Raw genomic sequence first — 16,480 nt, 5'->3', positions numbered from 1 at the left:
CGCGTGCTTGGATGGGTCCTGGTCAGCGAGGAGGTGCCGCGTGGCGGTCGAGGAGATCCACGCCGAGATGGTCTCCAGCGTCTGGAAGGTGCTGGTCGCCCCGGGCAGCGAGGTCACCGCCGGGGACACCCTGGTGATCCTCGAGTCGATGAAGATGGAGATCCCCGTCCTCACCGAGCGCGCCGGCGTCGTGCAGGAGCTGCACGTCGTCGAGGGCGAGGTGCTGCAGGAGGGCGACCTGATCGCCACCGTCGTCGGCGGCTGATCCTCAGCGGACCCCCGCCAGGGCGGGCAGCCGTTTGCCCAGCAGCCGGTAGACCTCCGGGTGGACGCTCATGCCGACGTGGCTGGAGTCGATCTCCACGTTGTCGGCGGCCGGGTCGAGGCAGGCACGCCAGTCGACCACCCAGTCGCTGCGCGAGTGCACCGAGACGTACGGGACGTGGGCGGGGAACGGCCGGTCCAGCTCCGCGGCCAGCTCCCCGGCGCAGCGTCCCTGCAGGCAGTCGTCGACGAACACGCCGGGGACGCCGACGCTCCCCAGCGCGGCGACCAGCCGCACCTGCGCGGCGACGAGCGGGTTGATGGCCATGTGGTCGACGTTGGGACTGCCCAGCGTGACGATGCCGCTGACCCGGTCGGGCCGGCGCATGGCCACGATCTTGGCGAACAGCCCGCCGCGGCTCTGCCCGACGACAGCCGCGGGCCGTCCCGTCCGGTCGGTGAACTCGACCAGGCGGCGCTCGAGGCGCTCGACCGCCTTGCGGGTGCAGTCGACGTTGACGCGGATCTGCGACGTGCAGGTCCGGTAGCCCCGGGCGCGCAGCCAGCGCTCCATCACCGCCAGCGACGGGTCACCGGCCAGGAAGCCGGGCACGAGCAGGACCGGCAGGCCGCCGCCGTCCGGCACGCCCCGCCCGCGCCACACGGGGGAGCGGAGCAGGGCGGCCGCCTCGCGCCACGGCCGCTGCGCGGCCAGCGCCGCGGCGACCGGGGACGCGCCGACCCACGGCGGGTCTCCCTCGTCCCGTGCCCGGTGTGCCGACGTCGTGCTGGTCATGTCCCCGTCCTCTTCTGCGTCCGTCCTCCGGGCCGGTCAAGCACCCGCCGGGGATGCCCGGGCACCGGGCCCTGCGGAGCAGTGTGGCCCCTGACACACTGCCTCACACCACGGGAGCGCACGGCGACCCGCGTGCCGGCTCAGGAGGGCAGGGCGATGAAGCAGTTGTCAGGACTGGACGCGACGTTCCTCCACCTCGAGACCTCCGCGCAGTTCGGCCACGTCTCGAGCCTGTCGATCTACACCCGCCCGGACTCGCCCGACTACCGCCCCTACGACGCCTGGAAGGGGCAGCTGCAGCGGCGGCTGCACCTGCTCGAGCCGCTGCGCCGCCGCCTCGCCGAGGTGCCCCTGGGCCTCGACCACCCGTACTGGATCGCCGACCCCGACTTCGACCTCGACTTCCACGTCCGCCACACGGCCGTCCCGCCGCCCGGCACCGACGACCAGCTCGCGGTGCTGGCCGGGCGGCTGGTCTCCCGGCCCCTGGACCGCCGCAGGCCGCTGTGGCTCTCCTACGTCATCGAGGGCCTGGCCGACCGCCGCTTCGCCGTCCTGACGATCGTCCACCACGCCACGATCGACGGCGCCTCCGGCGTCGAGCTGATGACGCTGATGCTCGACGACCGTCCCGAGGGGGCTCCCGTGCCGCCCGAGACCGACGGGTGGACGCCCGAACGGCCTCCCGGTGACCTGGAGATGCTCGCCCGGGGCGCGCTCGGCCTGGCCCGCAAGCCCGCGCGCGGGCTGCTGCTCGCCGCCTGGTCGGCCCGCGAGGTCGGCCGGGCGACGCGCAACCCCGTGCTCGTCCGGGCCGCGAACGACGTCCGCCGGAGCCTGCGCGGGCCGCTCGGTACCGTGCTCAACCTCGGCCGGCAGCGGCCCGAGGAGCCCGACCAGCCGTCCGCGATGCCCAGCGTCCGGCCGCCGCGGACCCCGTTCAACGGGCCGATCACGCCGCACCGCAAGCTGGCCATCCGGTCCACGTCGCTGGACGTGGTCAAGCAGGTGAAGTCGGCGCTCGGCGTCACCGTCAACGACGTCGTCATGGCCGCGTGCGCCGGTGGCCTGCGCACCTGGCTCGACCGCCGCGGCGCGCTGCCCACGGACCCGCTGGTGGCGCTGGTGCCCGTCTCGGTGCGGACCGGGGAGGAGACCGACCGCTGGACCAACCGGGTGTCGATGCTGTCGGCCGTCCTGCCCACCGACGAGCCCGATCCCGTCCGCCGCCTGCGGCGCGTCCACGAGTCGATGGCCAGCAGCAAGGAGCTCTTCTCGGCGCTGCCCGCCGACCGGCTGACCGACTTCGCCGAGTTCCCGCCGCCGGCGGTCTTCGCGCGGGCGATGCGCCTGAGCGCCCGCCTGCGGCTGGGCTCCCGACTGTCGCCGGGCAACCTCGTGATCTCCAACGTGCCAGGCCCGCGCGCGCCGCTGTACGCCGCTGGGGCGCGGCTCGAGCACTACTTCCCGGTCTCGACGATCGTGGAGGGGCAGGGCCTCAACATCACGGTGCAGAGCTACCTCGACCGCCTGGACTGGGGGCTGGTCTCCTGCGCCGAGCTGCTGCCCGACGTCGACGTGCTGCTCGCCGACATCCTCGACGAGATGGACGCGCTCGCCGCCGCGGCGGGCGTCGCGGTGCCGGGATCGGAGCCGGCCGCGCCAGCGAAGCCCCGTCAGGCGAGGTCGGCCGGCGGCCGGGCGCGCACCCGGGGCTGACCCTCCCGGCTCAGAGGTCCAGGGCTCAGAGGTCCAGGGCTCAGGGGTCCAGGGCTCAGAGGTCCAGGGCGTAGACCAGCAGGTCGATGCCGGGCCGCGGGGCCCAGTCGCGCTCGGGCAGCCGGGTGAAGCCGAGCCGGCCGTACAGCCGGTGCGCGGCGGTCATGACCGGGTCGGTGGAGAGCACCATCCGGCGCTTGCCGGCCGCGCGGGCCCGGTCCAGGCACTCGGTCACCAGGACCTCACCGATGCCGCGCCCGCGCACCGCCGGGTCGACGACGAGCATGCGGAACGCGGCCTCGTCCGCGGACTCGGTGATCTCGCCGAAGTCGCCGTCGAGCACCAGCGCCACGGCGCCCACCACCCGGCTCCCCTCCCGGGCCACGAACAGCCGGGAGCGGCCCGCCCGCCCCTCGACGTCGGCCAGCTGCGGCAGGTAGGCGTCGGAGGCCAGCTCCTCGTCGCGGTAGACGCCGACGGTCAGGTCCGCGATGGCCGGGAAGTCGGCGGGGACGGCGTCGTCGACGGTCACGGGCAGGGGAGCGGGGGACGGGGCAGCCACGGGGGACCAGCCTAGGTCGGCGGCCGCCATACGCTCGGGGGCGATGAGCACCCTCTCCGAGCGTCTGCACCGCGGTGCGGCGACCGCCCCCTCCCAGGTCGACCACGCCCGCCGGCTCGTGGCCGACTGGCAGCTGCTGGCCGACCTGGCATTCGCCGACCTGACCCTGTGGGTGCCGCTGCGCACCGGCGCGTGGTGGTGCGTCGCGCAGGTGCGCCCGCTGACCGCGCCGACCAGCCAGCCCGAGGACCTGGTCGGCAGCGAGGTCGACGGCCCGGACGCCGACCCGTTCCGCCAGGCGCACCGCGAGGGCCGGCCGGTCACCGAGGGCGAGCCGGACCGGTCGGGCCCCAGCCCGCGACGGCGGGAGATCATCCCGGTCCGCCACGACGGCGTCGTCGTCGCGGTGCTGGCCAAGGACACCAACCTCGCGGTGACCCGGTCGCCGTCGACGCTGGAGCTGACCTACCTCGACATCGCCGCGGACCTCTGCCTCATGGTCTCGGCCGGCACCTTCCCGCCGGAGAAGCTGCTCGACGCCGAGATGAGCCCGCGGGTCGGCGACGGGCTGGTGCGCCTGGACGCCGCCGGCCGCGCCGTCTACGCAAGTCCCAACGCCCTGTCGGCCTACCGGCGGCTCGGCGTCGACGGCGACCTGGTCGGGGCCGACCTGGCCCGGGTGACGCGCGGCGCCGCCGTCGACGGGGTGGCGGGGGAGGCGGTGGCCGCCGGCATCGCCGCGGCGGTGGCCGGGCGGTTCCCCGACCCGATGGACGTCGAGGCCGCGTCGGCGACGCTGCTGGTGCGCGCGCTGCCGCTGCAGGCGCCCGGCGCGGAGGAGGGGGCACTGGTGCTGGTCCGCGACGTCACCGACGTCCGGAGCCGGGACCGGGCGCTGCTCACCAAGGACGCGACGATCCGCGAGATCCACCACCGCGTGAAGAACAACCTGCAGACGGTGGCCGCGCTGCTGCGGCTGCAGGCCCGGCGGATGACCGAGCCGGCCGCCCGGGCGGCGCTGGAGGAGTCGGTGCGGCGGGTCGCCTCGATCGCCGTCGTGCACGAGACGCTCGCCGGCAGCCGGGAGGACGTCGTCGACGTCGACGACGTGCTCGACCAGGTGCTGCCGATGCTCGGCGACCTCACCTCGATCGGCCCGGCGGCGCGGACCCGGAGGGTGGGCGGCTTCGGCGAGCTGCCAGCGGCCACCGCGACGCCGCTGGTGCTGGCGGTCACCGAGCTGCTGCACAACGCCGCCGAGCACGCCTTCCCGGCCGACGGCCAGCCAGGGGCGATCGAGCTGGTGGCCGAGCGGGACGGTGACGACCTGGTGGTGCGGGTCCGCGACGACGGCCAGGGGCTGCCCGACGGCTTCGACCCGGCGCGCAGCGACGGACTGGGGCTGCAGATCGTGCGGACGCTGGTGACCAGTGAGCTGGGCGGGTCGCTGCTCATGCGGACGCCGGAGGACCCACCGGGCCCGGGCCGTCCGGGCACCGAGGTCGTCCTCGACATCCCCGGCGCCGCGAGACCCCGCCGATAGAACGGCGCGAGGCCGGTCCCCGCTCGGGGGACCGGCCTCACGCCGTTGCTCTGCCGGCTGGTGCCGGCGGGCGATCCGTCAGGCGCGGACGCGGGTGCGGGACTGACGGCGCTTGAGAGCGCGCCGCTCGTCCTCGGAGAGCCCGCCCCAGACGCCGGAGTCCTGGCCGGAGCGCAAGGCCCAGTCCAGACAGGACTCCACGACCGAGCAACGGCGGCAGACCGCCTTCGCCTGCTCGATCTGTACGGTGGCCGGGCCGGTCGTCCCGATGGGGAAGAACAGCTCAGGGTCCTCGTCCCGGCAGAGCGCGCGGTGGCGCCAGTCCATGTCGGTGCACTCCTCGGTGTCGACTACATTGCTTGCGGAATTCGCTGACATCGGGCCGCTCGCGCGGGCGCGACACCGGTTGCCCAGCGCCTCGTTCCAGCGACCGCCTACCGCTTGTTACCGGCAGGTTGCGTTCCTCTCGCGATGTTTTCACCTGAGGACGGCGTGTCAAGCGCGCGGAGGTCCTGGGTCGACCCCGCGTGAGCAAGCTCACCACGGGCATGCTATGGCCGCCACTCGGCATCGCGGTGGTCCTTGACACAGCCCCCGGGACGTGCCCGGGCGGCGATCAGGGGACGACGCAGAGCGCCTCGGGCACCGACCGGACGCGCAGCCCGGTCGCCGTCCCGAGGTGGTCGCCGTCGAGCTGCCAGCCCTGCGGCCGCGACGCCCGGAGCTCCAGTCCGGCCAGGTCGTGGAGGCGGTGCACGCCCCGGCCGCGCGCGTCGGGACGGCGGGCCAGCACCTGGCGGGTGTGGTGCAGCATCCGCAGCACGCCCATCCGGCCGAGGGCGAAGACGTCGAGGCCGGCGTCGAAGGAGGCCTCGGGACTGGGGTTGACCGGCCGGGCGCCCAGGTAGGTCCACGGGCTGACGTTGGAGACCAGGCAGAGGAACAGCCCGTCGAGGTCGTCGGAGCCCGGGACCGACAGCGTCATCGCCGGGCGCCGGCGCTCGCGGCCGAGGACGAACGCCCGCGTGGCCTCCCGGACGTAGAGCGCGCCGGTCGAGCGGCGGCCGCGCGCCCGCTGCGCCTCGACCCGGGAGATCACGTCGGCGTCGAAGCCCAGGCCCGCGGCGAAGACGAACCAGCGCGGCTCGGTCCACCCGTCGTCGGCGGCGGCGTCGGCCTCGGCGACGGCGGCCGCCGTCCCCGGGTCCGTCCCGCCCAGCGGCGCGGTGCTGGTGCCGGTGGCGCTGGCGGTGCCGAGCGAGACCCGGTGCGTGCGGCCGGAGCGCAGCGAGTCCAGGATCTCGCCGGTGGCCTCGACGGGGTCGCGCGAGCGGCCCAGCGCCCGCGAGAAGACGTTGGTGGAGCCGCCGGGGACGACGGCCAGCGTGGGCACGTGCGCGCCGGGGCCGTCGGTCAGCAGGCCGTTGACGACCTCGTTGACGGTGCCGTCGCCGCCGAGCGCGACGACGACGTCGACCCCGTCGGCCAGCGCCTGCCGGCCGAGCTCGCGCGCGTGGCCGCGGTGGGTGGTCTCGGCGAGGTCGACCTTCAGCTCGCTGGCCAGTGCCCCTACCAGCACGTCGCGGACGCGGCCGGTGGTCGTCGTCGCCGCGGGGTTGGCCACCACGAGCGCACGCATGCCCGTCAGGCTATCCAGCCGGCGGGCTCCCGACCTGCCCGGACGGGTCCTGGCGTGACCGCTGGCGCGTAGCCTCGCTGCTGTGACGGACGAGGACGGGAGCCTCCACCCCAGCCGGGCCGAGCGGCTCCTCGGCGGTGCTGCGCAGCCCTCCACCCGCCCGCCCCGGCCCCCGCGGCCCGACGCGCCGCCCGCGGTCGTCCGGGCGGCGCTGGTGGCCGCCGTCGAGGCGGCGCTGCTGATCGGCGCCGCACTGGTGATCCTGTGGCTGACCCTCACCAGCGACCCCGACAGCGTGGGCCGCGCGCTGGCCGAGGTGGTCTACGTCGGGATCTTCGGCGCCGTCCTGGCCGCGGCGGCCGTCGGCCTGCGGCGGGTGTCGGCGTGGGCGCGCGGGCCGGTGATCGTCCTGCAGATCCTGCTGGGCCTGTTCGGCTACAGCACCGCGTTCCCCGGCGGCCAGCCGCTGCTGGGCATCCCGCTGATCGTCCTGGCGGTCGCCGAGCTCTACTTCCTGGCCACGCCCGAGGCGCGGCTGGCCTTCTACGAACGCAGCTAGACCAGCTCGACGACGTCGGCGATCGAGGCGAGCACCCGGCTGGGCCGGAACGGGAACTGTGCGACGTCGGCTGCGGTGGTCGAGCCGGTGAGCACGAGGATCGTCTCGAGGCCCGCCTCGATGCCGGCGACGACGTCGGTGTCCATGCGGTCGCCGATCATCACCGTGGTCTCCGAGTGCGCCTCGATGCGGTTCATGGCGCTCCGGAACATCATCGGGTTGGGCTTGCCCACGAAGTAGGGCTTCGCGCCGGTGGCGGCGGTGATCGCCGCGGCCACCGATCCGGTCGCCGGCAGCGGGCCCTCCGGGGAGGGCCCGGTGACGTCGGGGTTGGTGGCGATGAACCGCGCCCCGGCGCCGATCAGCCGGATCGCCCGGGTGATCGCCTCGAACGAGTAGGTGCGGGTCTCCCCGAGGACGACGTAGTCGGGGTCGGTGTCGGTGAGGGTGTAGCCGGCCTCGTGGAGCGCGGTGGTCAGGCCGGCCTCGCCGATGACGTAGGCGGAGCCGCCGGGCAGCTGGGAGGCCAGGAAGTCCGCCGTCGCCAGGGCCGAGGTCCAGATCGACTCCTCGGGCACCTGCAGGCCCGAGCGCGACAGCCGGGCGGCGAGGTCACGGGGGGTGAAGATCGAGTTGTTGGTGAGGACGAGGAAACGCCGTCCTGCCTCGACCAGCCGGGCGAGGAAGTCCGCGGCCCCGGGGAGGGCCTGCCCCTCGTGCACGAGGACGCCGTCCATGTCGGTCAGCCAGCACTCGGCCCGGCCGCGCTCGATGGTCACGCGGTCAGCCTGCCGTACCGCGGCGGTCGGCCGCGAAGCCGGCCAGCGCGTCGTCGGTGAGACGGAACACCGTCCACCCGTCCAGCGGGACGGCGCCGGCGGCCCGGTAGAAGGCGATCGAGGGCTCGTTCCAGTCGAGCACCGACCACTCCAGCCGGTCGTAGCCCCGCTCGACGCAGGTGGCGGCCAGCGTGCGCAGCAGCTCCCGGCCGAGTCCGCTGCCGCGGTGCTGCGGCTGGACGAAGAGGTCCTCGAGGTGGATGCCGTGCGTGCCGCGCCAGGTGGAGAAGTTCAGGAACCACAGCGCCGTGCCGACGACGGCCCCGTCGGGGGCGAGGGCCACGTGGCCGAACAGCGCGGGGGAGTCGCCGAACAGCGCGGTCCGCAGCTGCTCCTCGGTCAGCCGCACCTCGTGCGCGGCCTCCTCGTACTCGGCGAGCTCGCGCACCAGGCCGACCGCGGCCGGGACGTCGTCGGGACGGATCGGGCGCACCGTCACGTCAGGACCTCCCGGACGCGGTCCGGGACCAACCTGCCGAGGGGCGAGAGCACCGGGTTGAGCACCGGCGCCAGGAGGTAGCCGTAGGCCAGGACGCAGCCGGTGACCACCGGCACGGTCGCGAAGCCGGCCACGAGCGCCAGCGCGGCCAGGACCAGGCCGTAGGGGCGGCCGCTCTTCGGGCTGACCAGTGACCGGAACGAGCGGAACCGGACGGTGCTGACCATCAGCAGCGCCGGTACCGCGACGATGAGCAGCACCCAGAGCCGGTCGCGGCCCTGCATCTGCTCGCCGAACGCGAAGACCGAGGCCAGCACGACGCCGGCCGCGCCGGGGCTCGGCATGCCGGTGAAGTACCGCTTGTCCGCCGTCGGGTCGATGGTCGTGTTGAAGCGGGCGAGCCGGATCGCGGCGCAGGCCACCCACAGGAAGCAGACCACCCAGCCCACCGGGTCCCACTCGTCGCGGCCCTCGGAGAACAACGTGAACGCCAGCAGGGCCGGGGCCAGGCCGAAGGAGACCAGGTCGGCCAGCGAGTCGAACTGCAGGCCGAAGGAGCTCACCGCGCCGACCAGCCGGGCGACCGCGCCGTCGGTGATGTCGAAGAGCACCGACAGGCCGATGAGCACCGCGGCGAGCGTGTACTGCCCGCGGATGGACACCAGGATGGCGGCGAAGCCGCACAGCATGTTGCCCAGCGTGAACAGGCTGGGCAGGGTCGCCAGCGCGCGGCGGCGGCTGCCGCGCACCGAGCCGCGGACGAACTCGACCGTGGCCGTGCGCCGCGTCGCGGCCGGCCGCCCCTCACCCGAGGCGGAACTGGGCACCGGGGCTCCTCAGCCGGCGGCGGGCCAGCGGGCGATGACGGTCTCCCCGCCGCGCACCCGCTGTCCCTTCCGGACGGTCAGCGTGCACTCGGCCGGCAGGAAGACGTCCATCCGCGAGCCGAACTTCATGAGGCCGAAGCGCTCGCCGGTGGCCAGCCGCCGGCCGACGCCGGTGCGCGTGACGATCCGGCGCGCCAGCACGCCGACCAGCTGGCGGAAGACGACGGTGCGCTCTCCCTCGCGCAGCCACAGCTCGCTGCGCTCGTTGCGGTGCGCCGACTCCGCCCGGTAGGCGGCCAGGAAGCTGCCCGGGCGGTAGGAGCTCTCCACGACCTCGCCGCGGTACGGCGAGCGGTTGACGTGCACGTCGACCACGGAGAGGAAGACGCTGACCTGCTGCCAGCCGCCCTCGGGCGCGGGCTCCGGGGCCACGCCCTCCTGCGGCTCCCCGGCGACCATCACCATGCCGTCGGCGGGGGAGAGCACGACGTCGGCCGGCGGCTCGACGCGGTCGCAGGCGCGCTCGGGGTCGCGGAAGAACAGCAGCATGTAGGCCGACAGGGCGAGGAACGGCCAGGCGGCCACCCGTGCCCAGCGGCGTCCCGTGCCGGCGCCGGCCGCGGCCAGCAGGGCGGCCGGCGCGAGGGGTCCGGTGATGAAGGGCCACCCGGCCCGGTCGATGCGCATCGAGGCCCGACGGTACCGGGGCCACCCGGCGCCCCGGCCCACCTCCCGGGGCGTCCCGGCGGGTCGCGCGACGCCCCCGGCTCGGCCCCGGGCGGGGGTGGCCAGCGCCTCGAACCAGCGGGACGGCGTCTGCCGGTCGTCGCCGGACAGCGACAGGGAGACCTCGTCCGGGCCGCCGCCGTCCGGGTCGTGGCCGCCGGAGGCCATCGGCTCCAGGCCGTGCTCGGTGCGCAGGGAGGCGGGCAGGACGCCGTCCTCGGGGTACTCGCCGCCGCCCCTGCCGCGGTGACGGCCGGGACTCAGCGGTCGGCGAGCGCGAGCCGGGCGCCCAGGGCCACGAACGCCGCGGCGAACGTGCGGCGGAGCCAGGCCATCACCCGCGGGCGGGCGAGCACCCGGTCGCGCACCCGGGCGGCGAGGGCGCCGTAGCCGAGGAAGACCACCAGGGTCACGGCCATGAAGACGACGGACAGCCCGAGCATCGCCGGCACCGCCGAGCCCGCGCCCGGGTCCACGAACTGCGGCAGGAAGGCGACGAAGAAGATCGTCAGCTTCGGGTTCAGCAGGTTGACGGCGATCCCGTCGAGGAGGACGCGCCGGGCCGGCCGTGGCGTCCGGTCGGCGGGCTCGACGCGCAGGGCGCCGGTCTCGCGCAGGGTGCTCCAGGCCAGGTACAGCAGGTAGGCGACGCCCGCGTACCGGACCACCTCGAAGGCCACGGCGCTGGCGTGCAGGAGCGCCGCCAGGCCGGTCAGCGCCGCGACGGCGTGCGGGACGATCCCCAGCGTGCAGGCGAGCGCGGCCAGCGCCCCCGCCCGCGCACCGCGGGCCAGCGCCGCCGCGACGGTGTAGAGCACGCCGGTCCCGGGCGTGACCGCCAGGACCAGCGAGGTGAGCAGGAACTCGGGGCCCATCGGCTGCTCCGGGGGTCGCGGGACGGCGACGGCCGGCGGGCGAGGTGCCCACCGGCCGTCGGTGTCGTGCCGTACGGCCCCCTCGCAGGGCCCCGCCGCGAGCGTGCGAGCGGTGGGGGGCGAGGGGGTCCTCCTCCTAGGCGGCGGCCTTGGTCTCCCAGAAGATCTTGTCGATCTCGGCGATGTGGTCGAGCAGCTTCTGGCCCTCGGCGGGGTCCATGCTGCCCTTGCCGCCGGCCGCACCGGCCTGCTTGGTGGCCTTGTTGAACAGCTCGTGCAGCTGCGGGTACTTCTCGAAGTGCGGGGGCTTGAAGTAGTCGGTCCACAGCACCCACAGGTGGTGCTTGACCAGGTCGGAGCGCTGCTCCTTGATCAGCACGCAGCGCTGCTTGAAGACCTCGTCGTCGCTGCCCTGGTACTTCTCCTGGATGGCCTTGACGGACTCCGCCTCGATGCGGGCCTGGGCCGGGTCGTACACGCCGCACGGGAGGTCGCAGTGCGCGGTGGCCTCCACGGCGGAGAACACGCGGCTGAACAGCATGTCCCTATCCTCCGGATGTCGCGGGATGTGGTCGTCTGCGACCCTACTCGCGGTGATCACCCCCCACACCGGCGAGCGCCCCGTCCCGCCGTTGCCGGCCGCGTGGGTCCTCGCGCGGGTCACCGGCCCGTCGATGACGCCGACCGTGCGCCACGGCGACCGGCTGCTGGTGCGCCGGCTGCGCTCCGGCCACGCCCGGGTGGGCGACGTCGTCCTGGCCCGGTTCCCGTCCCGCCCCGACCTGCTGGTGGTCAAGCGCGTGCACCGGGTCCTCGCCCGCGGCACCGTCGACGTCCGCGGCGACAACCCGCTGGTCACCGACGACAGCCGGGCCTACGGGCCGGCGGTGGCGGTGGGCCGGGTGGTGGCCCGGCTGCGTCCCCGCCCCGGCCGGCTGGCGCCGCCGCCCCTCGGCTAGGCCTGGGCGCGCCGCTGCGCGTAGTGCGCGGTGCACTGCTCCGTCGTCGGCAGGATCCCCTGCTCCCGGGCCTGCGCCAGCGTGGGCGCGGCCCGGTCCTTGTCCGACAGCCGCAGCTCGACGTCGGCCGGCCAGGGCAGGTCGAGCTCGGGGTCCAGCGGCGAGACCCCGAACTCCCGGCCGGGGGAGTAGCCCGAGGAGACCAGGTAGGTCACCGACGAGCCGTCCTCCAGCGCGAGGAACGCGTGGCCGAGCCCCTCGGCGAGGAAGACCGCGCGCGGCTGCGCGGACTCCAGCAGGACGGCGTCGGAGACGCCGAAGGTGGGGGAGCCGACCCGGACGTCGACGACGACGTCGAGCACCCGCCCGGCCGGGCAGTACACGTACTTGGCCTGCCCCGGCGGCACGAGCGCGAAGTGAACGCCGCGCAGGACGCCGCGCGCCGAGACGCTGTGGTTGGCCTGGGCCAGCGGCAGCGCCCACCCGGTGGCCAAGGCGAGCACGTCGGCGCGGTACCACTCGGTGAAGCGGCCCCGGTCGTCGCCGTGCGGCACCAGGTCGAGCACGTAGCTGTCCGGGACGGCGAGCTCGCGGATCTCCACGGGCGGCACGGTAGCGAGGACCCCCCGCCTCCGGCGTCGCCCTGCGGGGTCAGGCGGACGGCGACCTGGGTCACAGCACTACCCTGCTGGGTCCATGGGCGCAGAGACGGGCTCCGTCGGCGGCGGTGCCGATCGCTTCTCGGACGACGCGGCGTTCGCCGTCCACGAGGGCGGCAAGCTCGTGGTACGTCCGACCCGCCCGATCGAGACCCGCGAGGACCTCGCGCTGACCTACACGCCGGGCGTCGCGCGGGTCTCCAGCGCGATCGCCGCGGAGCCGGCGCTGGCCCGCCGCTTCACCTGGGCTCCGCGGGTGGTGGCCGTCGTCTCCGACGGCACCGCCGTCCTGGGTCTGGGCGACATCGGCCCGGCCGCGGCGCTGCCGGTGATGGAGGGCAAGGCCTGCCTGTTCAGCGAGTTCGCTGGGCTGTCGTCGGTGCCGATCGTGCTGTCGACCACCGACGTCGACGCGATCGTCGAGACCGTCGTCGCGATCGCGCCGTCCTTCGGCGGGATCAACCTCGAGGACATCAGCGCGCCCCGCTGCTTCGAGATCGAGGCCCGGCTGCGCGAGCGGCTCGACATCCCGGTCATGCACGACGACCAGCACGGGACGGCGATCGTCGTGCTGGCCGCGCTGCGCAACGCGGCGCGGGTGACCGGGCGCGCGCTGGGGGACCTGCGGGTGGTCGTCGCGGGAGCCGGGGCGGCCGGCATCGCGTGCACGCGGATCCTGCTGGGGGCCGGCGTGGGCGACATCTGCGTCGCCGACTCCCGCGGGGTGCTGCACGAGGGCCGCGAGGACCTCAACCCGGTGAAGCGCTGGGTCGCCGAGCACACCAACCGGTCGGGCTACGCGGGCACGATGACCGGCGCGCTCGAGGGTGCCGACGTCTACCTGGGGCTGTCCGGCGGCTCGGTGCCCGAGTCCGCGGTCGCCTCGATGGCGCCGGGCTGCATCGTGTTCTCGCTGGCCAACCCCACGCCGGAGGTCGACCCGGAGATGGCCGCGCGGTACGCCGCGGTGGTGGCCACCGGGCGCAGCGACCTGCCGAACCAGATCAACAACGTGCTTGCCTTCCCCGGGGTGTTCCGGGGGGCGATCGACGCCGGCGCCACCGCGATCACAGAGGAGATGAAGCTGGCGGCGGCCGGGGCGATCGCCGGCGTCGTCGGCGGGGACCTCGCGCCCGGCCACGTCGTCCCGAGCCCGCTGGACCGGCGGGTGGCCACCGCCGTCGCCGAGGCCGTGGCCGCCTGTGCCCGGGAACAGGGCGTCACCCGGTGACGGCCGCCCCGCGGCGCGGCCGGTAGACCAGGTCGAGGACGCCGGCGAGCAGCCGCTCGGCCACCGGGCGGGGGAGCGCCGCCACCAGCGCGTGCACCGGCGCCATGCGCTCGGGCAGCCGCCCGCCGCCGACGCCGGCCAGCTCCAGCAGCGCGTCGACCTCGGCCACGGTCAGCGTCGCCGGGTCGATCGTCGCGGCCGCCGCGACCAGGCCGGGGTCGGCCACCGGCGCGGGCAGCGCCGCGGCGGCACGGGCGGCGTCGGCGAGGTCGGCGAGCAGGGCGTCGACCCGGCCGGCCGTCGCGCCGGTGACGGTGAGGTGCAGCGTGGCCGGGAGGTCCGCACCGCCGGGCTGGGCGAACGGCGGCTGCGGCTGCAGCAGCCACCCGCGCGCGGTGGCCTCGTCGGCGAGGTTGAGCACGTCGACGCCGTCCGGGCCGTCCTGCGCGAGCGCGACCAGCGTGGCCACCGGCGTGCCGACCACCCGCAGCCCGGGGATCGCGGCCGCGCCCCCGGCCAGCGCGACCGTGGCCGCCCGCGTCGCCCGCGCGAGCTCCGCGTAGCCGTCGCGGCCCAGCCACCGGTGCACCGCCCACGCCGCGGCCATCGGCCCGGCCGGGCGGGTGCCGGCCAGCGTCGGGTTCACCACCGGGTATCCCGGCCAGCCCGCGGTGCTGAACCAGTGCCCCTGCCGCAGCTCGGGCTCGGCGGTGAGCAGCACGGAGACGCCCTTGGGCGCGTAGCCGTACTTGTGCAGGTCCACCGACAGCGAGGTCACCCCGGGAACCGACAGGTCGAAGGGCTCCGGCACGTCGTCGAGGAAGGGCAGCACCCACCCGCCGATGCACGCGTCGACGTGGCAGGGGACGCCGGCGGCGGCGGCGAGCGCGGCCACCTCGCCGACCGGGTCGAGCACGCCGTGCGGGTACGACGGCGCGCTGACGACGACCAGCGCCGCGGCGTCGTCCAGCGCTCCGGCCACCTCCGAGGGCAGCGCGCGGCAGGTGACCGGGTCGACGGCGACGTCGGCGACCTCGAGGTCGAACAGGTGCGCTGCCTTGCGGAACGCGGCGTGCGCGGTGACCGGCAGCAGCAGCCGCGGCCGCCCGGTGCCGCCGCGTGCGCGCCACCGCTCGCGGGCGGCCAGCACCGCCAGCAGGCAGCTCTCGGTGCCGCCGCTGGTGACCGTGCCGACCGTGGCCGGGCCGCCGCCGAGCAGGTCGGCCGCGGCGCCCACCAGGTCGTCCTCGATGCGGGCGACGCTGGGGAAGGCGGTCGGGTCCAGCGCGTTCGTCCACTGGAAGGTGGCCTGGGCGGCAGCCGCCAGGGAGTCGACGCCGACCCGGCCCGAGTCGTAGACGTAGGCCATCGTCGAGCCCCCGTGGGTGGGCACGTCGCCGGCCTGCAGCGCGGTGAGCTCGGCCAGCACCTCCTGCGGCGTCACGCGGGGACCTCCTGGGCCGGGGTGGGGACGGGGTCGAGCCGGTAGCGGGCCAGTACCGGGAGGCTGGCGAGCACGAACAGCGCCGGGACGACCGAGAAGCCGAGCCGCACGGCGAGCACCGCGCCGCCGGACTGGACGGCGTCGCCCCCGCTGGAGGACACGTAGCCGGCCGCGCCGAGCAGCAGCCCGAGCAGGCCGGGGCCGACGGCGAGGCCGAGCGTCTCGGCCGCCGTCCAGACGCCGGTGAAGACCCCGGCCCGCCGCTGCCCGGACGCGGCCTCGTCGGCGGCCACGACGTCGGGCAGCATGGCCAGCGGGAACATCTGCATGCCGGCGTAGCCCACCCCCACCAGCACGACCAGCGCCACGACGAGGCCGGTGCCGCCGGCGTCGCCGACCACCAGCGCCGCCGCGCCGACGGTGAACAGCGCCGAGGAGGCGAGCAGGCCGGTGCGCTTGCCGAGCCGCCGGCTCACCCGCAGCCACAGCGGCATGACGAGGATCGCCGGGCCGACCAGCGCGGCGAACAGCAGCGAGCCGGCCGCGGGGTCGCCGAGCACCTGCTCGGAGTAGTACGGGACGCCGGCGAGCATGATGCCGATCCCGAGGGCCTGGACGACGAAGCCGGTGAGCAGCACCCGGAACGGCCGGGACCGCCAGGTGAGCGCCAGCGTGGCGCCGAGCCGGCCCTCGCTGGTGACGCGGGTGAGGGTGGGGGCGTTGCGGGTGCCGACGACCGCGCCGAGCATCCCGCCGGCGAGCAGCAGCGCCACGAACACCGCCATCGCCAGGTGCCCGCCGCGCCCGCCGCCGAAGGCGTCGACCACCGCGGGGGCGCCGGCGCCGGCGAGCAGGATGCCCAGCGCCAGCGCGGCCACCCGCCACGACATGAGCGTCGCCCGCTCGCCGGGGTCGTCGGTGATCTCGGCCGGCTGGGCGACGTAAGGGACCTGGAAGCAGCCGTAGGCGGTCGCGGCGAGCAGGAAGGCGACGGCCACCCACGTCGCGGCCAGGGCGGGCGGCGCCCCGGGGCCGGCGAAGACGAGGACGAACAGCGGCGGCAGCGCCAGCCCGCCGGCGAGCATCCAGGGCCGGCGCGGTCCCCAGCGGCCGGTGGTGCGGTCCGAGCGGCTGCCGATCCAGGGGTTGAGCAGCACGTCCCAGGCCTTGGGCGCGAACACGACCAGCCCGGCGAGGCCGGCGGCGATCCCCAGGACGTCGGTCAGGTAGTACAGCAGCAGCAGGCCGGGCACGGTCCCGAAGGCGGCCGTCCCGATCGAGCCGGCGGCGTAGCCGAGATGGGTGCCCCGGCCGAGGTGGGGTGCGACGGCGGTCACAGCGGGGGACCGTAGCCGCCTCCGGCACGGAACGGTCCGGGACGGCCCCGGCTGTCCACCGA

Annotated in this window: 19 protein-coding genes; 6 read left to right on the top strand and 13 right to left on the bottom strand. The window is 75.6% G+C overall.

Features of this window, described 5'->3' with window-relative positions:
* Positions 1 to 40 precede the first annotated feature (40 nt).
* Positions 41 to 265, top strand: a complete 225-nt coding sequence (locus BM414_RS02820) for a biotin/lipoyl-binding carrier protein (RefSeq protein ID WP_093577953.1) — start codon at positions 41 to 43, stop codon at positions 263 to 265.
* A gap of 3 nt (positions 266 to 268) precedes the next feature.
* Here the strand turns inward: BM414_RS02820 and BM414_RS02815 are convergent, their stop codons facing one another.
* Positions 269 to 1,060, bottom strand: a complete 792-nt coding sequence (locus tag BM414_RS02815) for an esterase/lipase family protein (RefSeq protein WP_093577952.1) — start codon at positions 1,058 to 1,060, stop codon at positions 269 to 271.
* A gap of 156 nt (positions 1,061 to 1,216) precedes the next feature.
* Between BM414_RS02815 and BM414_RS02810 the strand changes: the two genes are divergently transcribed.
* On the top strand, positions 1,217 to 2,779 hold the full coding sequence (locus BM414_RS02810; protein WP_093577951.1) for a WS/DGAT/MGAT family O-acyltransferase: 1,563 nt from the start codon (positions 1,217 to 1,219) through the stop codon (positions 2,777 to 2,779).
* A 55-nt stretch (positions 2,780 to 2,834) separates the two neighbouring features.
* Here BM414_RS02810 and BM414_RS02805 read toward each other — a convergent pair whose 3' ends face one another.
* Entirely contained in the window at positions 2,835 to 3,341 is a 507-nt protein-coding gene (locus BM414_RS02805; RefSeq protein ID WP_245784430.1) for a GNAT family N-acetyltransferase, read from the bottom strand.
* Between the two features lie 43 nt (positions 3,342 to 3,384).
* On the opposite strand from BM414_RS02805, the gene BM414_RS02800 reads away from it, so the two are divergent.
* Positions 3,385 to 4,884, top strand: a complete 1,500-nt coding sequence (locus BM414_RS02800) for a sensor histidine kinase (protein WP_093577949.1) — start codon at positions 3,385 to 3,387, stop codon at positions 4,882 to 4,884.
* A gap of 78 nt (positions 4,885 to 4,962) precedes the next feature.
* On the opposite strand, the gene BM414_RS02795 is transcribed toward BM414_RS02800, so the two are convergent.
* Positions 4,963 to 5,211, bottom strand: coding sequence for a WhiB family transcriptional regulator (locus BM414_RS02795; RefSeq protein WP_093577948.1), 249 nt, complete (start codon positions 5,209 to 5,211; stop codon positions 4,963 to 4,965).
* A gap of 289 nt (positions 5,212 to 5,500) precedes the next feature.
* Entirely contained in the window at positions 5,501 to 6,523 is a 1,023-nt protein-coding gene (locus BM414_RS02790; RefSeq protein WP_093577947.1) for a diacylglycerol/lipid kinase family protein, read from the bottom strand.
* 82 nt (positions 6,524 to 6,605) lie between these two features.
* On the opposite strand from BM414_RS02790, the gene BM414_RS02785 reads away from it, so the two are divergent.
* Entirely contained in the window at positions 6,606 to 7,082 is a 477-nt protein-coding gene (locus BM414_RS02785) for a hypothetical protein (protein ID WP_245784429.1), read from the top strand.
* Here the strand turns inward: BM414_RS02785 and BM414_RS02780 are convergent.
* From BM414_RS02780 to sodN, 6 genes are all read right to left on the bottom strand, one after another.
* On the bottom strand, positions 7,079 to 7,861 hold the full coding sequence (locus BM414_RS02780; protein ID WP_217644511.1) for an HAD-IIA family hydrolase: 783 nt from the start codon (positions 7,859 to 7,861) through the stop codon (positions 7,079 to 7,081). The genes BM414_RS02785 and BM414_RS02780 overlap by 4 nt on opposite strands.
* 4 nt (positions 7,862 to 7,865) lie before the next feature.
* Complete coding sequence (locus tag BM414_RS02775) at positions 7,866 to 8,360, bottom strand: GNAT family N-acetyltransferase (RefSeq protein WP_093577945.1); 495 nt, start codon at positions 8,358 to 8,360, stop codon at positions 7,866 to 7,868.
* Complete coding sequence (gene pssA, locus BM414_RS02770) at positions 8,357 to 9,187, bottom strand: CDP-diacylglycerol--serine O-phosphatidyltransferase (RefSeq protein WP_093577944.1); 831 nt, start codon at positions 9,185 to 9,187, stop codon at positions 8,357 to 8,359. Before pssA ends, BM414_RS02775 begins: the two co-directional genes overlap by 4 nt.
* A gap of 9 nt (positions 9,188 to 9,196) precedes the next feature.
* Positions 9,197 to 10,081 (bottom strand): phosphatidylserine decarboxylase, encoded by an 885-nt coding sequence (locus tag BM414_RS02765; RefSeq protein ID WP_245784428.1) that lies wholly within the window; start codon positions 10,079 to 10,081, stop codon positions 9,197 to 9,199.
* A gap of 92 nt (positions 10,082 to 10,173) precedes the next feature.
* The gene (locus BM414_RS02760) at positions 10,174 to 10,788 is read right to left on the bottom strand and encodes a LysE family translocator (RefSeq protein ID WP_093577943.1); all 615 of its coding nucleotides are present in this window, start codon (positions 10,786 to 10,788) and stop codon (positions 10,174 to 10,176) included.
* 136 nt (positions 10,789 to 10,924) lie between these two features.
* Positions 10,925 to 11,329 (bottom strand): superoxide dismutase, Ni, encoded by a 405-nt coding sequence (gene sodN, locus BM414_RS02755; RefSeq protein WP_093577942.1) that lies wholly within the window; start codon positions 11,327 to 11,329, stop codon positions 10,925 to 10,927.
* A 52-nt stretch (positions 11,330 to 11,381) separates the two neighbouring features.
* On the opposite strand from sodN, the gene BM414_RS02750 reads away from it, so the two are divergent.
* Complete coding sequence (locus BM414_RS02750) at positions 11,382 to 11,747, top strand: S26 family signal peptidase (protein ID WP_245784427.1); 366 nt, start codon at positions 11,382 to 11,384, stop codon at positions 11,745 to 11,747.
* Here the strand turns inward: BM414_RS02750 and BM414_RS02745 are convergent.
* Positions 11,744 to 12,349, bottom strand: coding sequence for a dTDP-4-dehydrorhamnose 3,5-epimerase family protein (locus BM414_RS02745; protein WP_093577940.1), 606 nt, complete (start codon positions 12,347 to 12,349; stop codon positions 11,744 to 11,746). The genes BM414_RS02750 and BM414_RS02745 overlap by 4 nt on opposite strands.
* A gap of 94 nt (positions 12,350 to 12,443) precedes the next feature.
* Between BM414_RS02745 and BM414_RS02740 the strand changes: the two genes are divergently transcribed.
* Positions 12,444 to 13,637, top strand: a complete 1,194-nt coding sequence (locus BM414_RS02740) for an NAD(P)-dependent malic enzyme (protein WP_093577939.1) — start codon at positions 12,444 to 12,446, stop codon at positions 13,635 to 13,637.
* Here the strand turns inward: BM414_RS02740 and BM414_RS02735 are convergent.
* Positions 13,627 to 15,081: a pyridoxal phosphate-dependent decarboxylase family protein gene (locus tag BM414_RS02735; protein WP_093577938.1), complete on the bottom strand. Its 1,455-nt coding sequence runs from the start codon at positions 15,079 to 15,081 to the stop codon at positions 13,627 to 13,629. The two genes, BM414_RS02740 and BM414_RS02735, sit on opposite strands and share 11 nt — an antisense overlap.
* Entirely contained in the window at positions 15,078 to 16,418 is a 1,341-nt protein-coding gene (locus BM414_RS02730) for an MFS transporter (RefSeq protein WP_093577937.1), read from the bottom strand. Before BM414_RS02730 ends, BM414_RS02735 begins: the two co-directional genes overlap by 4 nt.
* Between the last annotated feature and the right edge of the window lie 62 nt (positions 16,419 to 16,480).

The organism is Geodermatophilus amargosae (assembly GCF_900116515.1).
In the GTDB taxonomy this organism is placed as follows: Bacteria; Actinomycetota; Actinomycetes; order Mycobacteriales; family Geodermatophilaceae; genus Geodermatophilus; species Geodermatophilus amargosae.
The sequence above is the reverse complement of the archived record's forward strand: the minus strand, read 5'-3'. Positions and strand labels throughout refer to the sequence as shown.

What these genes read in the sequence shown, in the direction of transcription:
- BM414_RS02740 (WP_093577939.1), top strand. Translation starts at nt 12,444, where the DNA reads ATGGGCGCAGAGACGGGCTCCGTCGGCGGCGGTGCCGATCGCTTCTCG.
- BM414_RS02790 (WP_093577947.1), bottom strand. Translation starts at nt 6,523, where the DNA reads ATGCGTGCGCTCGTGGTGGCCAACCCCGCGGCGACGACGACCACCGGC.
- sodN (WP_093577942.1), bottom strand. Translation starts at nt 11,329, where the DNA reads ATGCTGTTCAGCCGCGTGTTCTCCGCCGTGGAGGCCACCGCGCACTGC.
- BM414_RS02815 (WP_093577952.1), bottom strand. Translation starts at nt 1,060, where the DNA reads ATGACCAGCACGACGTCGGCACACCGGGCACGGGACGAGGGAGACCCG.
- BM414_RS02800 (WP_093577949.1), top strand. Translation starts at nt 3,385, where the DNA reads ATGAGCACCCTCTCCGAGCGTCTGCACCGCGGTGCGGCGACCGCCCCC.
- BM414_RS02810 (WP_093577951.1), top strand. Translation starts at nt 1,217, where the DNA reads ATGAAGCAGTTGTCAGGACTGGACGCGACGTTCCTCCACCTCGAGACC.
- BM414_RS02760 (WP_093577943.1), bottom strand. Translation starts at nt 10,788, where the DNA reads ATGGGCCCCGAGTTCCTGCTCACCTCGCTGGTCCTGGCGGTCACGCCC.
- BM414_RS02795 (WP_093577948.1), bottom strand. Translation starts at nt 5,211, where the DNA reads ATGGACTGGCGCCACCGCGCGCTCTGCCGGGACGAGGACCCTGAGCTG.
- BM414_RS02765 (WP_245784428.1), bottom strand. Translation starts at nt 10,081, where the DNA reads ATGGCCTCCGGCGGCCACGACCCGGACGGCGGCGGCCCGGACGAGGTC.